This window comes from Staphylococcus equorum (assembly GCF_029024965.1).
GTDB lineage: Bacteria > Bacillota > Bacilli > Staphylococcales > Staphylococcaceae > Staphylococcus > Staphylococcus equorum.
Map to the genome: position 1 here is coordinate 785461 of NZ_CP118982.1, position 13458 is coordinate 798918.

Consider the following 13458-nt stretch of genomic DNA (forward strand, 5'->3'; position numbering starts at 1 on the left):
AAGGAGGATATGCATAATGGCAAATTATGATGTATTAAAAGTAGATGGAACTAAATCAGGTTCAGTTGAATTAAACGATGCAGTATTTGCAATCGAACCAAACAATAGTGTTCTTTTTGAAGCAATTAATTTACAACGTGCTTCATTACGCCAAGGTACACACGCTGTTAAGAACCGTTCAGCAGTACGAGGCGGCGGAGCTAAACCATGGAGACAAAAAGGTACAGGACGTGCGCGTCAAGGTACAATCCGTGCTCCACAATGGCGTGGTGGTGGTATCGTATTCGGACCAACACCAAGAAGCTACTCATACAAAATGCCTAAGAAAATGCGTCGTTTAGCATTACGCTCAGCATTATCTTATAAAGTACAAGAAAAAGGTTTAACTGTTGTTGATACATTAAACTTAGAAGCTCCAAAAACTAAAGAGTTCAAAGCTGTACTTTCAAATTTAGAACAACCTAAAAAAGTATTAGTAGTTACTGAATCAGAAGATGTAAACGTAGCATTATCTGCTCGTAACATTCCTGGTGTACAAGTTACTACAGCTCAAGGTTTAAATGTTCTAGATATCACAAGCGCTGACAGTGTAGTAATTACAGAATCAGCTGCTAAAAAAGTTGAGGAGGTGCTAGGATAATGGAAGCAAGAGACGTTCTTAAGCGCCCCGTAATCACTGAAAAATCATCTGTCGCTATGGCAGAAGACAAATACACATTCGACGTTGATACTCGTGCTAATAAAACACAAGTTAAAATCGCTGTTGAAGAAATCTTTGACGTAAAAGTTGCAAATGTAAACATCATCAACTACAAACCAAAGAAAAAACGTATGGGCCGTTACCAAGGCTATACAAACAAAAGACGCGTAGCAATTGTAAAATTAAAAGAAGGATCAATCGATCTATTCAACTAAAACATTACCAATAAGGAGGTAAACGACAATGGCTCTAAAAAAATATAAGCCAATTACTAATGGTCGTCGTAATATGACTGGTTATGATTTCTCAGAAATCACTGAAACAACTCCAGAAAAATCATTATTACAACCGCTACCGAAAAGAGCGGGACGAAATAACCAAGGTAAATTGACAGTTCGCCATCGCGGTGGAGGACATAAACGTCAATACCGTGTTATTGATTTCAAACGTAATAAAGACGGCATCAACGCTAAAGTTGATTCAATACAATATGATCCAAACCGTTCAGCAAACATTGCATTATTAGTTTATGCTGATGGTGAAAAACGCTATATCATCGCTCCAAAAAACCTTAAAGTAGGTCAAGTATTGGAAAACGGTGAAAATGCAGATATCAAATTAGGTAATGCATTACCATTAATTAACATCCCAGTAGGTACAGTAGTACACAACATCGAGTTGAAACCTGGTAAAGGTGGGCAAATCGCTCGTTCAGCTGGTGCTAGTGCACAAGTACTTGGTAAAGAAGGTAAATATGTTTTAATCAGATTAAGATCTGGTGAAGTACGTATGATTCTTTCAACTTGCCGTGCTACTATTGGTCAAGTTGGTAACATCCAACATGAACTTGTTAACGTTGGTAAAGCAGGACGTTCTAGATGGAAAGGCAAACGCCCAACAGTTCGTGGTTCTGTAATGAACCCTAACGATCACCCACACGGTGGTGGTGAAGGACGTGCACCTATCGGTATGCCATCTCCAATGTCACCTTGGGGTAAACCTACGCTTGGTAAGAAAACTCGTCGTGGTAAAAAATCTTCAGACAAACTTATCGTTCGTGGACGTAAGAAGAAAAAATAAAAATGACTTATTTGCGTGTGCGGCATGATTGCTGCACGCTCACAATAAGAAGGGAGGCGCCACTATGGCTCGTAGTATTAAAAAAGGACCTTTTGCTGACGATCATCTAAAGAAAAAAGTTGAGGCTCAAAGCGGAAGCGAGAAAAAACAAGTAATCAAAACTTGGTCACGTCGTTCAACTATTTTCCCTGATTTTATCGGACATACATTCGCAGTATATGATGGACGTAAACACGTACCTGTATTCGTAACTGAAGATATGGTTGGTCATAAATTAGGAGAATTCGCACCAACACGTACTTTTAAAGGTCATGCAGCAGATGACAAAAAAACTAGAAGATAACTTCTAACAAGTAGAGGAGGAAATTCGAATGGAAGCAAAAGCGGTTGCTAAAACAATAAGAATCGCACCTCGTAAAGTTAGATTAGTATTAGATCTAATTAGAGGCAAGAGCGCTGGTGAAGCTATAGCGATTTTAAAATTAAAAAACAAAGCTTCATCACCAGTAGTTGAAAAATTATTAATGTCCGCTTTAGCAAATGCTGAACATAACTATGACATGAACACTGATGAGTTAATAGTTAAAGAAGCTTATGCTAATGAAGGACCAACATTAAAACGTTTCCGTCCACGTGCACAAGGCCGTGCAAGTGCGATCAACAAACGTACAAGCCACATTACAATCGTCGTAAGTGACGGTAAAGAAGAAGCTAAAGAAGCTTAATAATCTTTTAAGGAGGGAACACTGTGGGTCAAAAAATTAATCCAATCGGACTTCGTGTTGGTATCATCCGTGATTGGGAAGCTAAATGGTATGCAGAAAAAGACTTCGCATCATTATTACACGAAGATTTAAAAATCCGTAAGTATATTGATAACGCATTAAAAGAAGCATCAGTTTCTCAAGTTGAAATTGAGCGTGCTGCTAACCGTATCAACATCGCTATTCATACTGGTAAACCAGGTATGGTAATCGGTAAAGGCGGTTCAGAAATTGAAAAATTACGTAATAAATTGAACTCATTAACAAGCAAAAAAGTTCATATCAATGTTATTGAAATCAAGAAAATTGATTTAGATGCTAAACTTGTTGCTGAAAATATTGCAGTACAATTAGAAAATCGTGCATCGTTCCGTCGTGTACAAAAACAAGCTATTACTAGAGCTATGAAAAATGGCGCTAAAGGTATCAAAACACAAGTTTCAGGTCGTTTAGGCGGAGCTGACATCGCTCGTATTGAGCAATATTCAGAAGGAACTGTTCCACTTCATACACTACGTGCCGACATTAGTTACGCACATGCAGAAGCTGACACTACTTACGGTAAATTAGGTGTCAAAGTATGGATTTATCGTGGAGAAGTTCTTCCTGCTACTAAGAACACTAGTGAAGGAGGAAAATAATAATGTTACTACCAAAACGTGTAAAATATCGTCGCCAACATCGTCCTAAAACAACTGGTCGTTCTAAAGGCGGTAACTATGTAACATTTGGTGAGTATGGTTTACAAGCAACTACAACTTCTTGGATAACATCTCGTCAAATCGAATCAGCTCGTATTGCAATGACACGTTTCATGAAGCGTGGCGGGAAAGTTTGGATTAAAATCTTCCCACATACACCTTACACTAAAAAACCTTTAGAAGTACGTATGGGTGCTGGTAAAGGTGCGGTTGAAGGCTGGATTGCAGTAGCAAAACCAGGTAGAATTTTATTTGAAATCGCAGGCGTTGACGAAGAAGTTGCGCGCGAAGCATTACGTTTAGCTAGTCACAAACTTCCAGTGAAAACTAAGTTTGTAAAACGTGAAGAATTGGGTGGTGAAACAAATGAAAGCTAAGGAAATTAGAGACTTAACCACTTCAGAAATCGAAGAACAAATTAAATCTTCAAAAGAAGAGCTTTTTAACCTACGCTTTCAGTTAGCAACAGGTCAATTAGAAGAAACTGCACGTATTCGCACGGTAAGAAAAACGATTGCACGTCTAAAAACTGTTGTTCGTGAAAGAGAAATTGAACAAGGTAAAGCTAATCAATAATTTAATTTAAAGAGGAGGTTACTATAGTGAGCGAAAGAAATGATCGTAAGGTTTATGTAGGTAGAGTCGTTTCCGATAAAATGGATAAAACTGTAACTGTACTTGTTGAAACATACAAAATGCACAAATTATATGGTAAACGAGTAAAATACTCTAAAAAATACAAAACTCATGATGAAAACAACTCAGCTAAATTAGGGGACACAGTTAAAATACAAGAAACACGTCCTTTATCAGCAACTAAACGTTTCCGTTTGGTAGAAATTGTTGAAGAATCAGTTATTATTTAATAAATAGTGAAGATAAAGGAGGTTTAACTCATGATCCAACAAGAAACACGATTAAAAGTAGCAGATAACTCTGGTGCACGTGAAGTTCTTACAATTAAAGTATTAGGTGGATCTGGTCGTAAAACAGCGAATATTGGTGACGTTATCGTAGTAAGTGTTAAAAATGCTACACCAGGTGGCGTTGTCAAAAAAGGTGAAGTAGTTAAAGCTGTTATCGTACGTACTAAATCAGGCGTACGTCGTAACGATGGTTCATACATCAAATTTGATGAAAATGCATGTGTCATTATTCGCGACGATAAAGGCCCACGCGGTACTCGTATCTTTGGACCTGTTGCACGTGAATTACGTGAAGGCAACTTCATGAAAATTGTATCATTAGCTCCAGAAGTACTTTAATAATACATTTATAAATATATAAATTTAAGGAGGTGCCACACATGCATATCAAAAAAGGTGACAACGTAAAAGTTATCGCAGGTAAAGACAAAGGTAAAGAAGGTAAAGTTGTTGCAACTGAACCTAAAAAAGACCGTGTCGTTGTGGAAGGTGTCAATACAATCAAAAAGCACCAAAAACCAACTCAATTTAATCCTGAAGGTGGAATCTTAGAAACAGAGGCAGCAATCCATGTTTCTAACGTACAATTATTAGATCCTAAAACGAATGAACCAACACGCGTAGGTTATAAATTCGAAGATGGCAAAAAAGTTCGTATCGCTAAAAAATCAGGCGAAGAAATCAAAACTAATAATTAATAACTAATTGAAAGGAGGATCCACTGTGAACCGTTTAAAAGAAAAATTCAACTCTGAAGTTACTCAAAACTTAGTGAAACATTTTAACTATAGTTCAGTAATGGAAGTGCCGCAAATTGATAAAATCGTAGTAAATATGGGTGTCGGTGACGCTGTACAAAATACTAAAGTATTAGATGACGCTTTAGAGGAATTACAAGCTATCACTGGTCAAAAACCATTAATCACAAAAGCTAAAAAATCTGTTGCAACATTCCGTTTACGTGAAGGTATGCCAATTGGTGCTAAAACAACTTTACGTGGCGAAAGAATGTATGACTTTTTAGATAAATTAATTTCTGTATCACTACCTCGTGTACGTGACTTCCGTGGTGTATCTAAATCTGCATTTGATGGCAGAGGTAACTACACTTTAGGTATTAAAGAACAATTAATTTTCCCTGAAATCGACTATGACCGAGTAAGTAAAATACGAGGAATGGATATCGTTATCGTAACAACTGCTAACACTGACGAGGAAGCTCGTGAATTGTTAACACAATTCGGTATGCCATTTCAAAAATAATCTCTAAAGGAGGCTAATTAAGTGGCTAAAACTTCAATGGTTGCTAAGCAACAAAAAAAACAAAAGTTCCAAGTACGTGAATATACTCGTTGTGAACGCTGTGGTCGTCCACATTCCGTATATCGTAAATTCAAATTATGCCGTATTTGTTTCCGTGAATTAGCTTATAAAGGCCAAATCCCTGGCGTTCGTAAAGCTAGCTGGTAATATAAAAAGTCTGAAAGGAGGCAACAATCAATGACAATCAACGATCCAATTGCAGATATGCTAACTCGTGTAAGAAACGCCAACATGGTGCGTCACGATAAATTAGAATTACCTGCTTCAAACATTAAAAAAGAAATTGCTGAAATTTTAAAAAGTGAAGGTTTCATTAAAAACGTAGAATTTGTTGAAGACGATAAACAAGGGGTTATCCGTTTATTCCTTAAATATGGTCAAAACAATGAACGTGTTATCACTGGATTAAAACGTATTTCTAAACCAGGTTTACGTGTTTATGCTAAAGCTAACGAAGTACCTAAAGTACTTAACGGTCTTGGCATTGCATTAGTTTCTACTTCAGAAGGTGTTATCACTGATAAAGAAGCAAGAAAACGTAATATCGGCGGAGAAATCCTAGGTTACGTTTGGTAATAATAAATAACAAGGAGGTGCGATAACATGAGTCGTGTTGGTAAAAAAATTATTGACATCCCTAGTGACGTAACAGTAACTATTGAAGGCAATACAGTAACTGTTAAAGGTCCTAAAGGTGAATTGTTTAAAACTATGGATGAAAGAATGACATATAAACAAGATGAAAGTACTTTAGAAGTTGTGAGACCATCTGATTCTAAAGATGATAAAACAGTACATGGTACAACTCGTACTTTAATTAATAATATGATCATCGGTGTTAAAGAAGGATACCAAAAAACATTAGAACTAGTAGGTGTAGGTTACCGTGCTCAAATGCAAGGTGAAGACTTAATCCTTAATGTTGGCTATTCACACCCAGTTGAAATTAAAGCTGATAATGGTGTTAGTTTCGCTGTTGAAAAAAATACTAAAGTTACAGTAACTGGTATTTCTAAAGAAGCAGTTGGCGCTATCGCTTCAAACATTCGTGCAACAAGACCACCAGAACCGTATAAAGGTAAAGGAATTCGCTATCAAGGAGAATTCGTTCGCCGTAAAGAAGGTAAAACTGGTAAATAATAAATAACTTTCAGAAGAAAGGAGTAATAAAATGATCAGCAAAATTGATAAAAACCAAGTGCGTTTGAAAAGACATGCTCGTGTCCGTAATAAATTGTCAGGCACAGCTGAAAAACCACGTTTAAACATCTATCGTTCAAACAAGCATATTTACGCACAAGTTATCGATGATGTTAATGGCAAAACATTAGCACAAGCATCAACACAAGAAAAAGACTTAGCAAATGAAACAGGTTCAAAAGTTGAACTTTCAGCTAAAGTCGGCGAAACTGTAGCTAAAAGAGCTAGCGATAAAGGTATTAAAACAATTGTTTTTGACCGTGGAGGATATTTATACCATGGCCGTGTTAAAGCCTTAGCAGATGCAGCTCGTGAAAATGGATTAGAATTTTAATTTGAAGGAGGGACATTTACATGGCTCGTAGAGAAGAAGTGAAAGAATTTGAAGAACGCGTTGTTACAATTAACCGTGTTGCTAAAGTTGTAAAAGGTGGTCGTCGTTTCCGTTTCACTGCTTTAGTAGTGGTTGGAGATAAAAACGGTCGCGTTGGATTCGGTACTGGTAAAGCACAAGAAGTGCCAGAAGCAATCAAAAAAGCAGTAGAAGCAGCTAAGAAAGACTTAGTAGTTGTTCCACGTGTTGAAGGTACAACACCTCACATTATTAATGGTCGTTTCAGTTCAGGTAATGTTTTAATGAAACCAGCAGCACCAGGTACTGGTGTTATTGCAGGTGGCCCTGTTCGTGCGGTATTAGAATTAGCTGGTATCACTGATATCTTAAGTAAATCTTTAGGATCAAATACACCAATCAACATGGTTCGTGCAACAATTAATGGATTAAAAAACCTTAAAAATGCTGAAGAAGTTGCGAAATTACGCGGTAAATCAGTAGAAGAATTATACAATTAAGGAGGGAAAATAAGTTATGGCTAAAGTACAAATTACCCTCACTCGTAGTGTTATAGGTCGTCCAGAAACACAACGTAAAACTGTTGAAGCTCTAGGTTTGAAAAAAACGAACTCTTCAGTAGTTGTTGAAGATAACCCTGCTATTCGTGGGCAAATCAACAAAATCAGTCACTTAGTGACAGTAGAAGAAAAATAATTAAGGAGGTGCCGAAATGAAATTACATGAGCTAAAACCGTCAGAAGGTTCTCGTAAAGTACGTAACCGTGTTGGACGTGGTGCAGCTACTGGTAACGGTAAAACTAGTGGTCGTGGACAAAAAGGTCAAAAAGCACGTTCAGGTGGTAGTGTAAGACCAGGTTTCGAAGGTGGTCAATTACCATTATTCCGTCGTTTACCAAAACGAGGTTTTACTAACATTAACCGTAAGGAATATGCTATTGTTAACTTAGACCAACTTAATAAATTTGAGGATGGTACTGAAGTAACTCCTGCTTTATTAGTAGAATCTGGTGTAGTTAAGAACGAAAAATCTGGTATTAAAGTACTAGGTAAAGGTTCACTAGACAAAAAGTTAACTGTGAAAGCTAACAAATTCTCTGCGTCTGCAGTAGATGCTATTGATGCAAAAGGCGGAGCACACGAGGTGATTTAATGTTTCAAACGCTTGTGAGCTTCTTTAAAACTAAAGAAGTTCGTAACAAGATCTTTTTTACTCTCGCAATGTTAGTTATTTTTAAAATAGGTACTTATATTCCAGCACCTGGCGTAAATCCAGCTGCTTTTGACAGTAGACAAGGATCTCAAGGTGTCACTGATTTGTTAAATACATTTGGTGGCGGAGCCTTGCAGAATTTCTCAATCTTTGCCATGGGTATAATGCCTTACATTACTGCATCAATTGTGATGCAGCTATTACAAATGGATATTGTTCCGAAGTTTTCTGAGTGGGCAAAACAAGGCGATGCAGGTAGAAAAAAACTTACTAACATCACACGTTATTTTGCTATTGTTCTTGCCTTTATCCAGTCAATTGGGATGGCGTTCCAATTTAATAATTATCTAAAGGGTCAATTGATCATTGATCAATCAATCCTTAGTTATTTATTAATAGCTGTTGTATTAACAGCAGGTACAGCATTCTTAATTTGGATGGGTGATCAAATCACTCAATTCGGTGTTGGTAATGGTATTTCGATTATCATCTTTGGTGGTATTTTATCATCACTACCTTCATCATTAATTCAGTTCTATCAACAGTCTTTCGTAGGTCAAGATGATACTACAATGGCATGGTTGAAAGTACTAGGGTTAATCATCGGAATGGTATTATTAACAGTTGGTGCAATATTTGTATTACAAGCTATTCGTAAAATTCCAATTCAATATGCGAAAAAGCAATCAACACAACGATTAGGTTCACAAGCAACATATTTACCTTTGAAAGTTAACGCTGCTGGGGTTATCCCCGTTATCTTTGCAATGGCATTCTTCTTGTTACCTAGAACATTAACATTGTTCTTCCCTGATGCTAGTTGGGCGCAGAAGATTTCAGACGTGGCAAATCCATCGAGTAATATCGGTATGATTGTTTATGTGGTGCTTATCATTGCATTCACATACTTCTATGCATTTGTTCAAGTCAATCCTGGAAAGATGTCAGATAATCTCAAGAAACAAGGAAGTTATGTTCCAGGTATTAGACCTGGTGAACAAACAAAAAAATATATTACTGGAGTTCTCTATCGTTTAACATTTGTAGGGTCAATATTCTTAGCTGTAATTGCGATTCTGCCAATCATTGCTACTAAAGTAATGAGCTTACCTCAATCTATTCAGCTTGGTGGTACCAGCTTACTTATCGTAATTGGTGTAGCAATAGAAACAATGAAGAGTCTTGAAGCTCAAGTGACTCAGAAAGATTATAGAGGCTTTGGTGGTAGATAAATTGTAGGAGGGCACTTATGAATATCATTTTAATGGGTTTACCTGGTGCAGGTAAAGGAACTCAAGCGAGTGAAATTGTAAAGAAATTCCCAATTCCACACATATCTACTGGAGACATGTTCAGAAAAGCGATTAAAGATGGAACAGATTTAGGCAAAGAAGCTAAATCATTCATGGATCGTGGAGAATTAGTCCCTGATGAAGTAACTGTGGGCATCGTTAAAGATAGAATTTCTGAAGACGATGCAAAAAAAGGATTCTTACTAGATGGCTTTCCTCGTACTATTGAACAAGCTGAAGCATTAAATGAAATTATGCAAGAATTAGATAGAAAAATTGATGCTGTTATCAATATAGAGGTAGCTGAAGAAGAATTAATGAACCGCCTAACTGGTCGTAGAATTTGCGAAAAATGCGGAACAACTTATCATCTTGTATTCAATCCTCCTAAAGTTGAAGGTATTTGTGATCTTGATGGTGGTAAATTATACCAACGTGAAGATGACAACCCAGAAACAGTTGCAAATCGTTTAAATGTCAATGTTAAACAGTCTAAACCTATCTTAGAATTCTATGATAATAAAAAAGTATTAAAAAACATTGATGGTTCAAGAGATATTAAAGTCGTAACTGAAGACGTTATCGATATCTTAGAAAACTTAAAATAATATCAACTTGTACGGTCTATGGAATGTCGAAAGTATAATTGAATAAGAGTGACAATGCGATATAGTAATTCATTTTAATTTTGTTAAACTTATTAACAACACTTATAGACTCGTATGGTTAGAGTTGATTGTTGACGATAACCAACTATTGCAAAAAGGGGGAAGTTAATAAATGGCTAAACAAGATGTTATTGAATTAGAAGGTACTGTGTTAGATACTTTACCAAATGCAATGTTTAAAGTAGAATTAGAAAATGGTCATGAGATTTTAGCTCACGTAAGTGGTAAAATCAGAATGAATTATATTCGTATTCTGCCTGGCGACAAAGTAACTGTAGAAATGTCTCCGTACGATTTAACGCGCGGAAGAATTACGTATCGTTATAAATAATCGTCACTCCATAATATAGGGAGGTATTAAAATGAAAGTAAGACCATCAGTAAAACCAATTTGCGAAAAATGTAAAGTCATTAAACGTAAAGGTAAAGTAATGGTAATTTGTAGCAACCCAAAACATAAACAAAGACAAGGCTAATAAAGAGAGGTGTAAATAATTATGGCACGTATTGCAGGAGTAGATATTCCACGTGAAAAACGTATTGTTATTTCATTAACTTATGTATATGGTATCGGTACTACTACAGCTAATAAAATTGCTGAAGAAGCTAACGTTTCACCAGACACACGCGTTAACGAATTAACTGATGATGAATTAGGTCGTATCCGTGAAGTAGTAGATAGCTATAAAGTAGAAGGTGACTTACGTCGTGAGCAAAACTTAAACATTAAACGTTTAATGGAAATCTCATCATACCGTGGTATCCGTCACCGTCGTGGCTTACCAGTACGCGGACAAAAGACTAAGAACAATGCTCGTACTCGTAAAGGCCCAGTTAAAACTGTAGCTAACAAGAAAAAATAATAGGTAAAGGAGGCAAAATTTAAATGGCACGTAAACAAGTATCTCGTAAACGTAGAGTGAAAAAGAATATTGAAAATGGTGTGGCTCACATCCGTTCAACATTCAATAATACAATCGTAACAATTACTGATGAATTTGGTAATGCGTTATCATGGTCATCAGCAGGTGCACTTGGATTCAAAGGATCAAAAAAATCAACTCCATTCGCAGCTCAAATGGCATCAGAAACTGCTGCTAAATCAGCTATGGAACATGGTTTGAAATCTGTTGAAGTCACTGTAAAAGGCCCAGGTCCTGGTCGTGAATCAGCTATCCGTGCATTACAATCAGCTGGATTAGATGTAACTGCAATCCGTGACGTTACTCCAGTTCCACATAATGGTTGTCGTCCACCAAAACGTCGTCGCGTATAATTTTATTGTTATTGTCGCAGGTCACTGAGAAATTACAGTACAAATCAAGTCGACGTAATCAAGGAGGATATTTGTAAATGATTGAAATCGAAAAACCTAGAATTGAAACAATTGAAATTAGTGATGATGCTAAATTCGGTAAGTTCGTTGTTGAACCACTAGAACGTGGCTACGGTACTACACTAGGAAACTCCTTACGTCGTATCCTACTATCTTCATTACCAGGTGCTGCCGTTAAATACATTGAAATCGAAGGCGTATTACATGAATTCTCAGCTATAGATAATGTTGTTGAAGATGTTTCTGCAATTATTATGAACATCAAAAAGCTAGCATTAAAAATCTATTCTGAAGAAGAAAAAACTTTGGAAATCGATGTTAAAGATGAAGGCGAAGTAACTGCAAGTGACATTACTCATGATAGTGATGTAGAGATACTGAATCCTGAGATTAAAATTGCAACAGTTTCTAAAGGTGGACATTTAAAAATCCGTCTAGTTGCTAATAAAGGTAGAGGCTACGCATTAGCAGAACAAAATAACACTAGTGATTTACCAATTGGTGTAATTCCAGTTGATTCATTATATTCACCTGTAGAACGTGTTAACTATACTGTAGAAAACACGCGCGTAGGTCAAAGTAGTGATTTTGATAAATTAACGTTAGATGTTTGGACTAATGGTTCTATAACGCCACAAGAGTCTGTTTCATTAGCTGCAAAAATCTTAACTGAACATTTGAATATCTTTGTTGGATTAACTGATGAAGCACAAAATGCTGAAATCATGATTGAAAAAGAAGAAGATCAAAAAGAAAAAGTTCTTGAAATGTCAATTGAAGAATTAGATTTATCTGTACGTTCTTACAACTGTTTAAAACGCGCAGGTATCAACTCTGTCCAAGAGTTAGCTGATAAATCAGAAGCTGACATGATGAAAGTCCGTAATTTAGGTCGTAAATCTTTAGAAGAAGTTAAATACAAACTTGAAGATTTAGGTTTAGGATTAAGAAAAGAAGATTAATATAAAGGAGGTTAACTCATGGGTTACAGAAAATTAGGTCGTACTTCTGATCAACGTAAAGCTATGTTACGCGATTTAGCTACATCACTTATCGTTAGTGAACGTGTTGAAACTACAGAAGCACGTGCAAAAGAACTACGTAGTGTTGTTGAAAAATTAATCACTTTAGGTAAAAAAGGAGATTTAGCTTCTCGTCGTCAAGCTGCTAAAACTTTACGCAATGTAGAAATCTTAAATGATGATGAATCAATTCAAACTGCACTACAAAAATTATTCGGTGAAGTTGCTGAACGTTATACAGAACGTCAAGGCGGTTACACTCGTATTCTTAAAGTAGGCCCTCGTCGCGGTGACGGAGCTGAATCAGTAATTATCGAATTAGTTTAATTTAAATATACGTACTACTATGTATAAAGCAAATGAGTGCAACGATAATGTTTGCCACATACAAATATTGTCTAGCTCAGAGTACCCCATCAAACTTAATAAACTTTAAAGCGTGAACTCAAAAATATGATGGGGTGCGCGCTTTTTTTATTTATAAGGCCTCCACAATTCATACAGAATTGAGGGGGCCTTATGCATTTGAAAATCAAGAGGTTGGGACAAAATACATGTCTCATCCTCAATTATTATATTGGCAGTGCCTGACTGGACTGAAAATGCGATTATATTAAACTTTTAAAGAACTACTTCATTTATGAAGAGCAGTAGTTCTTATGCAAGAGCTTCAACGCTTGTATGCCATTTTCTAGTCCGCTTAGCGGGACTTGGCTCATGCGACGAAATCTTGTTAGAAAAATTAGATTTCTGTCCCACTCCCATTAGCAAGGTATGAACACTTACACTAATGCGCAAATGTCAAAAGAGTTATTTTATAAAAGTTTTAAAGTACTTATTTATAGCAGTGTTTCTTTAGACTTTACTAGTGCTTCTTTAGA

27 protein-coding genes are annotated in these 13458 nt (G+C 36.4%); all 27 read left to right on the forward strand.

What is annotated here, in order from left to right; genetic code table 11:
• The first annotated feature begins 16 nt into the window (after positions 1-16).
• The 27 genes from rplD (at position 17) to rplQ (ending at position 12904) form a co-directional block, all read left to right on the forward strand.
• Positions 17-640, forward strand: coding sequence for a 50S ribosomal protein L4 (gene rplD / locus PYW44_RS03575; RefSeq protein ID WP_021338402.1), 624 nt, complete (start codon positions 17-19; stop codon positions 638-640).
• Entirely contained in the window at positions 640-915 is a 276-nt protein-coding gene (gene rplW, locus PYW44_RS03580; protein ID WP_002506966.1) for a 50S ribosomal protein L23, read from the forward strand. Before rplD ends, rplW begins: the two co-directional genes overlap by 1 nt.
• Before the next feature lie 28 nt (positions 916-943).
• The gene (gene rplB, locus PYW44_RS03585) at positions 944-1780 is read left to right on the forward strand and encodes a 50S ribosomal protein L2 (protein ID WP_064783527.1); all 837 of its coding nucleotides are present in this window, start codon (positions 944-946) and stop codon (positions 1778-1780) included.
• A 64-nt stretch (positions 1781-1844) separates the two neighbouring features.
• Positions 1845-2123, forward strand: a complete 279-nt coding sequence (rpsS, locus tag PYW44_RS03590; protein ID WP_002482616.1) for a 30S ribosomal protein S19 — start codon at positions 1845-1847, stop codon at positions 2121-2123.
• A 28-nt stretch (positions 2124-2151) separates the two neighbouring features.
• Positions 2152-2505, forward strand: coding sequence for a 50S ribosomal protein L22 (gene rplV, locus PYW44_RS03595; RefSeq protein ID WP_002482617.1), 354 nt, complete (start codon positions 2152-2154; stop codon positions 2503-2505).
• A 23-nt stretch (positions 2506-2528) separates the two neighbouring features.
• Positions 2529-3185: a 30S ribosomal protein S3 gene (gene rpsC, locus PYW44_RS03600; protein ID WP_002506968.1), complete on the forward strand. Its 657-nt coding sequence runs from the start codon at positions 2529-2531 to the stop codon at positions 3183-3185.
• 2 nt (positions 3186-3187) lie between these two features.
• Positions 3188-3622: a 50S ribosomal protein L16 gene (gene rplP / locus PYW44_RS03605; protein WP_021338400.1), complete on the forward strand. Its 435-nt coding sequence runs from the start codon at positions 3188-3190 to the stop codon at positions 3620-3622.
• Entirely contained in the window at positions 3612-3821 is a 210-nt protein-coding gene (rpmC, locus tag PYW44_RS03610) for a 50S ribosomal protein L29 (protein WP_002506970.1), read from the forward strand. Before rplP ends, rpmC begins: the two co-directional genes overlap by 11 nt.
• 26 nt (positions 3822-3847) lie before the next feature.
• Positions 3848-4111, forward strand: a complete 264-nt coding sequence (gene rpsQ / locus PYW44_RS03615; protein WP_002506971.1) for a 30S ribosomal protein S17 — start codon at positions 3848-3850, stop codon at positions 4109-4111.
• Between the two features lie 30 nt (positions 4112-4141).
• Positions 4142-4510 (forward strand): 50S ribosomal protein L14, encoded by a 369-nt coding sequence (gene rplN, locus PYW44_RS03620; RefSeq protein WP_002506972.1) that lies wholly within the window; start codon positions 4142-4144, stop codon positions 4508-4510.
• Between the two features lie 41 nt (positions 4511-4551).
• A complete protein-coding gene (gene rplX / locus PYW44_RS03625) occupies positions 4552-4869 on the forward strand; it encodes a 50S ribosomal protein L24 (protein ID WP_002506973.1) in 318 nt (105 codons plus the stop codon).
• Positions 4870-4894: 25 nt separating this feature from the next.
• Positions 4895-5434, forward strand: a complete 540-nt coding sequence (gene rplE, locus PYW44_RS03630; RefSeq protein ID WP_115075964.1) for a 50S ribosomal protein L5 — start codon at positions 4895-4897, stop codon at positions 5432-5434.
• A gap of 21 nt (positions 5435-5455) precedes the next feature.
• Positions 5456-5641, forward strand: coding sequence for a type Z 30S ribosomal protein S14 (locus PYW44_RS03635; RefSeq protein WP_002482625.1), 186 nt, complete (start codon positions 5456-5458; stop codon positions 5639-5641).
• 30 nt (positions 5642-5671) lie between these two features.
• A complete protein-coding gene (rpsH, locus tag PYW44_RS03640; RefSeq protein WP_002506975.1) occupies positions 5672-6070 on the forward strand; it encodes a 30S ribosomal protein S8 in 399 nt (132 codons plus the stop codon).
• A 27-nt stretch (positions 6071-6097) separates the two neighbouring features.
• Entirely contained in the window at positions 6098-6634 is a 537-nt protein-coding gene (gene rplF / locus PYW44_RS03645) for a 50S ribosomal protein L6 (protein ID WP_002506976.1), read from the forward strand.
• Positions 6635-6665: 31 nt separating this feature from the next.
• Positions 6666-7028 carry a 50S ribosomal protein L18 gene (rplR, locus tag PYW44_RS03650; RefSeq protein ID WP_002506977.1) on the forward strand — a complete coding sequence of 121 codons (363 nt, stop codon included), beginning with the start codon at positions 6666-6668 and terminating at the stop codon, positions 7026-7028.
• A 20-nt stretch (positions 7029-7048) separates the two neighbouring features.
• Positions 7049-7546 carry a 30S ribosomal protein S5 gene (gene rpsE / locus PYW44_RS03655; protein WP_002506978.1) on the forward strand — a complete coding sequence of 166 codons (498 nt, stop codon included), beginning with the start codon at positions 7049-7051 and terminating at the stop codon, positions 7544-7546.
• 16 nt (positions 7547-7562) lie between these two features.
• Entirely contained in the window at positions 7563-7742 is a 180-nt protein-coding gene (gene rpmD / locus PYW44_RS03660; RefSeq protein ID WP_021338399.1) for a 50S ribosomal protein L30, read from the forward strand.
• A gap of 16 nt (positions 7743-7758) precedes the next feature.
• Positions 7759-8199: a 50S ribosomal protein L15 gene (gene rplO / locus PYW44_RS03665; RefSeq protein ID WP_021338398.1), complete on the forward strand. Its 441-nt coding sequence runs from the start codon at positions 7759-7761 to the stop codon at positions 8197-8199.
• Positions 8199-9491 carry a preprotein translocase subunit SecY gene (gene secY / locus PYW44_RS03670; RefSeq protein WP_002506981.1) on the forward strand — a complete coding sequence of 431 codons (1293 nt, stop codon included), beginning with the start codon at positions 8199-8201 and terminating at the stop codon, positions 9489-9491. The genes rplO and secY overlap by 1 nt, the downstream gene beginning before the upstream one ends.
• Positions 9492-9508: 17 nt before the next feature.
• A complete protein-coding gene (locus PYW44_RS03675; RefSeq protein ID WP_002506982.1) occupies positions 9509-10159 on the forward strand; it encodes an adenylate kinase in 651 nt (216 codons plus the stop codon).
• Between the two features lie 172 nt (positions 10160-10331).
• The gene (gene infA, locus PYW44_RS03680; RefSeq protein ID WP_001118443.1) at positions 10332-10550 is read left to right on the forward strand and encodes a translation initiation factor IF-1; all 219 of its coding nucleotides are present in this window, start codon (positions 10332-10334) and stop codon (positions 10548-10550) included.
• A 31-nt stretch (positions 10551-10581) separates the two neighbouring features.
• Positions 10582-10695, forward strand: a complete 114-nt coding sequence (rpmJ, locus tag PYW44_RS03685) for a 50S ribosomal protein L36 (protein ID WP_002482634.1) — start codon at positions 10582-10584, stop codon at positions 10693-10695.
• 21 nt (positions 10696-10716) lie between these two features.
• Positions 10717-11082 (forward strand): 30S ribosomal protein S13, encoded by a 366-nt coding sequence (gene rpsM / locus PYW44_RS03690; RefSeq protein ID WP_002506983.1) that lies wholly within the window; start codon positions 10717-10719, stop codon positions 11080-11082.
• A 23-nt stretch (positions 11083-11105) separates the two neighbouring features.
• Positions 11106-11495 (forward strand): 30S ribosomal protein S11, encoded by a 390-nt coding sequence (rpsK, locus tag PYW44_RS03695; RefSeq protein WP_002506984.1) that lies wholly within the window; start codon positions 11106-11108, stop codon positions 11493-11495.
• Between the two features lie 77 nt (positions 11496-11572).
• Complete coding sequence (locus PYW44_RS03700; protein WP_002506985.1) at positions 11573-12517, forward strand: DNA-directed RNA polymerase subunit alpha; 945 nt, start codon at positions 11573-11575, stop codon at positions 12515-12517.
• An 18-nt stretch (positions 12518-12535) separates the two neighbouring features.
• Positions 12536-12904 (forward strand): 50S ribosomal protein L17, encoded by a 369-nt coding sequence (gene rplQ, locus PYW44_RS03705; RefSeq protein ID WP_002506986.1) that lies wholly within the window; start codon positions 12536-12538, stop codon positions 12902-12904.
• Positions 12905-13458 lie beyond the last annotated feature (554 nt).

What these genes read in the sequence shown, in the direction of transcription:
- rplD (WP_021338402.1), top strand. Translation starts at nt 17, where the DNA reads ATGGCAAATTATGATGTATTAAAAGTAGATGGAACTAAATCAGGTTCA.
- rplW (WP_002506966.1), top strand. Translation starts at nt 640, where the DNA reads ATGGAAGCAAGAGACGTTCTTAAGCGCCCCGTAATCACTGAAAAATCA.
- rplB (WP_064783527.1), top strand. Translation starts at nt 944, where the DNA reads ATGGCTCTAAAAAAATATAAGCCAATTACTAATGGTCGTCGTAATATG.
- rpsS (WP_002482616.1), top strand. Translation starts at nt 1,845, where the DNA reads ATGGCTCGTAGTATTAAAAAAGGACCTTTTGCTGACGATCATCTAAAG.
- rplV (WP_002482617.1), top strand. Translation starts at nt 2,152, where the DNA reads ATGGAAGCAAAAGCGGTTGCTAAAACAATAAGAATCGCACCTCGTAAA.
- rplP (WP_021338400.1), top strand. Translation starts at nt 3,188, where the DNA reads ATGTTACTACCAAAACGTGTAAAATATCGTCGCCAACATCGTCCTAAA.
- rpmC (WP_002506970.1), top strand. Translation starts at nt 3,612, where the DNA reads ATGAAAGCTAAGGAAATTAGAGACTTAACCACTTCAGAAATCGAAGAA.
- rplN (WP_002506972.1), top strand. Translation starts at nt 4,142, where the DNA reads ATGATCCAACAAGAAACACGATTAAAAGTAGCAGATAACTCTGGTGCA.
- rplX (WP_002506973.1), top strand. Translation starts at nt 4,552, where the DNA reads ATGCATATCAAAAAAGGTGACAACGTAAAAGTTATCGCAGGTAAAGAC.
- rpsH (WP_002506975.1), top strand. Translation starts at nt 5,672, where the DNA reads ATGACAATCAACGATCCAATTGCAGATATGCTAACTCGTGTAAGAAAC.
- rplF (WP_002506976.1), top strand. Translation starts at nt 6,098, where the DNA reads ATGAGTCGTGTTGGTAAAAAAATTATTGACATCCCTAGTGACGTAACA.
- rplR (WP_002506977.1), top strand. Translation starts at nt 6,666, where the DNA reads ATGATCAGCAAAATTGATAAAAACCAAGTGCGTTTGAAAAGACATGCT.
- rpsE (WP_002506978.1), top strand. Translation starts at nt 7,049, where the DNA reads ATGGCTCGTAGAGAAGAAGTGAAAGAATTTGAAGAACGCGTTGTTACA.
- rpmD (WP_021338399.1), top strand. Translation starts at nt 7,563, where the DNA reads ATGGCTAAAGTACAAATTACCCTCACTCGTAGTGTTATAGGTCGTCCA.
- rplO (WP_021338398.1), top strand. Translation starts at nt 7,759, where the DNA reads ATGAAATTACATGAGCTAAAACCGTCAGAAGGTTCTCGTAAAGTACGT.
- secY (WP_002506981.1), top strand. Translation starts at nt 8,199, where the DNA reads ATGTTTCAAACGCTTGTGAGCTTCTTTAAAACTAAAGAAGTTCGTAAC.
- PYW44_RS03675 (WP_002506982.1), top strand. Translation starts at nt 9,509, where the DNA reads ATGAATATCATTTTAATGGGTTTACCTGGTGCAGGTAAAGGAACTCAA.
- infA (WP_001118443.1), top strand. Translation starts at nt 10,332, where the DNA reads ATGGCTAAACAAGATGTTATTGAATTAGAAGGTACTGTGTTAGATACT.
- rpmJ (WP_002482634.1), top strand. Translation starts at nt 10,582, where the DNA reads ATGAAAGTAAGACCATCAGTAAAACCAATTTGCGAAAAATGTAAAGTC.
- rpsM (WP_002506983.1), top strand. Translation starts at nt 10,717, where the DNA reads ATGGCACGTATTGCAGGAGTAGATATTCCACGTGAAAAACGTATTGTT.
- rpsK (WP_002506984.1), top strand. Translation starts at nt 11,106, where the DNA reads ATGGCACGTAAACAAGTATCTCGTAAACGTAGAGTGAAAAAGAATATT.
- PYW44_RS03700 (WP_002506985.1), top strand. Translation starts at nt 11,573, where the DNA reads ATGATTGAAATCGAAAAACCTAGAATTGAAACAATTGAAATTAGTGAT.
- rplQ (WP_002506986.1), top strand. Translation starts at nt 12,536, where the DNA reads ATGGGTTACAGAAAATTAGGTCGTACTTCTGATCAACGTAAAGCTATG.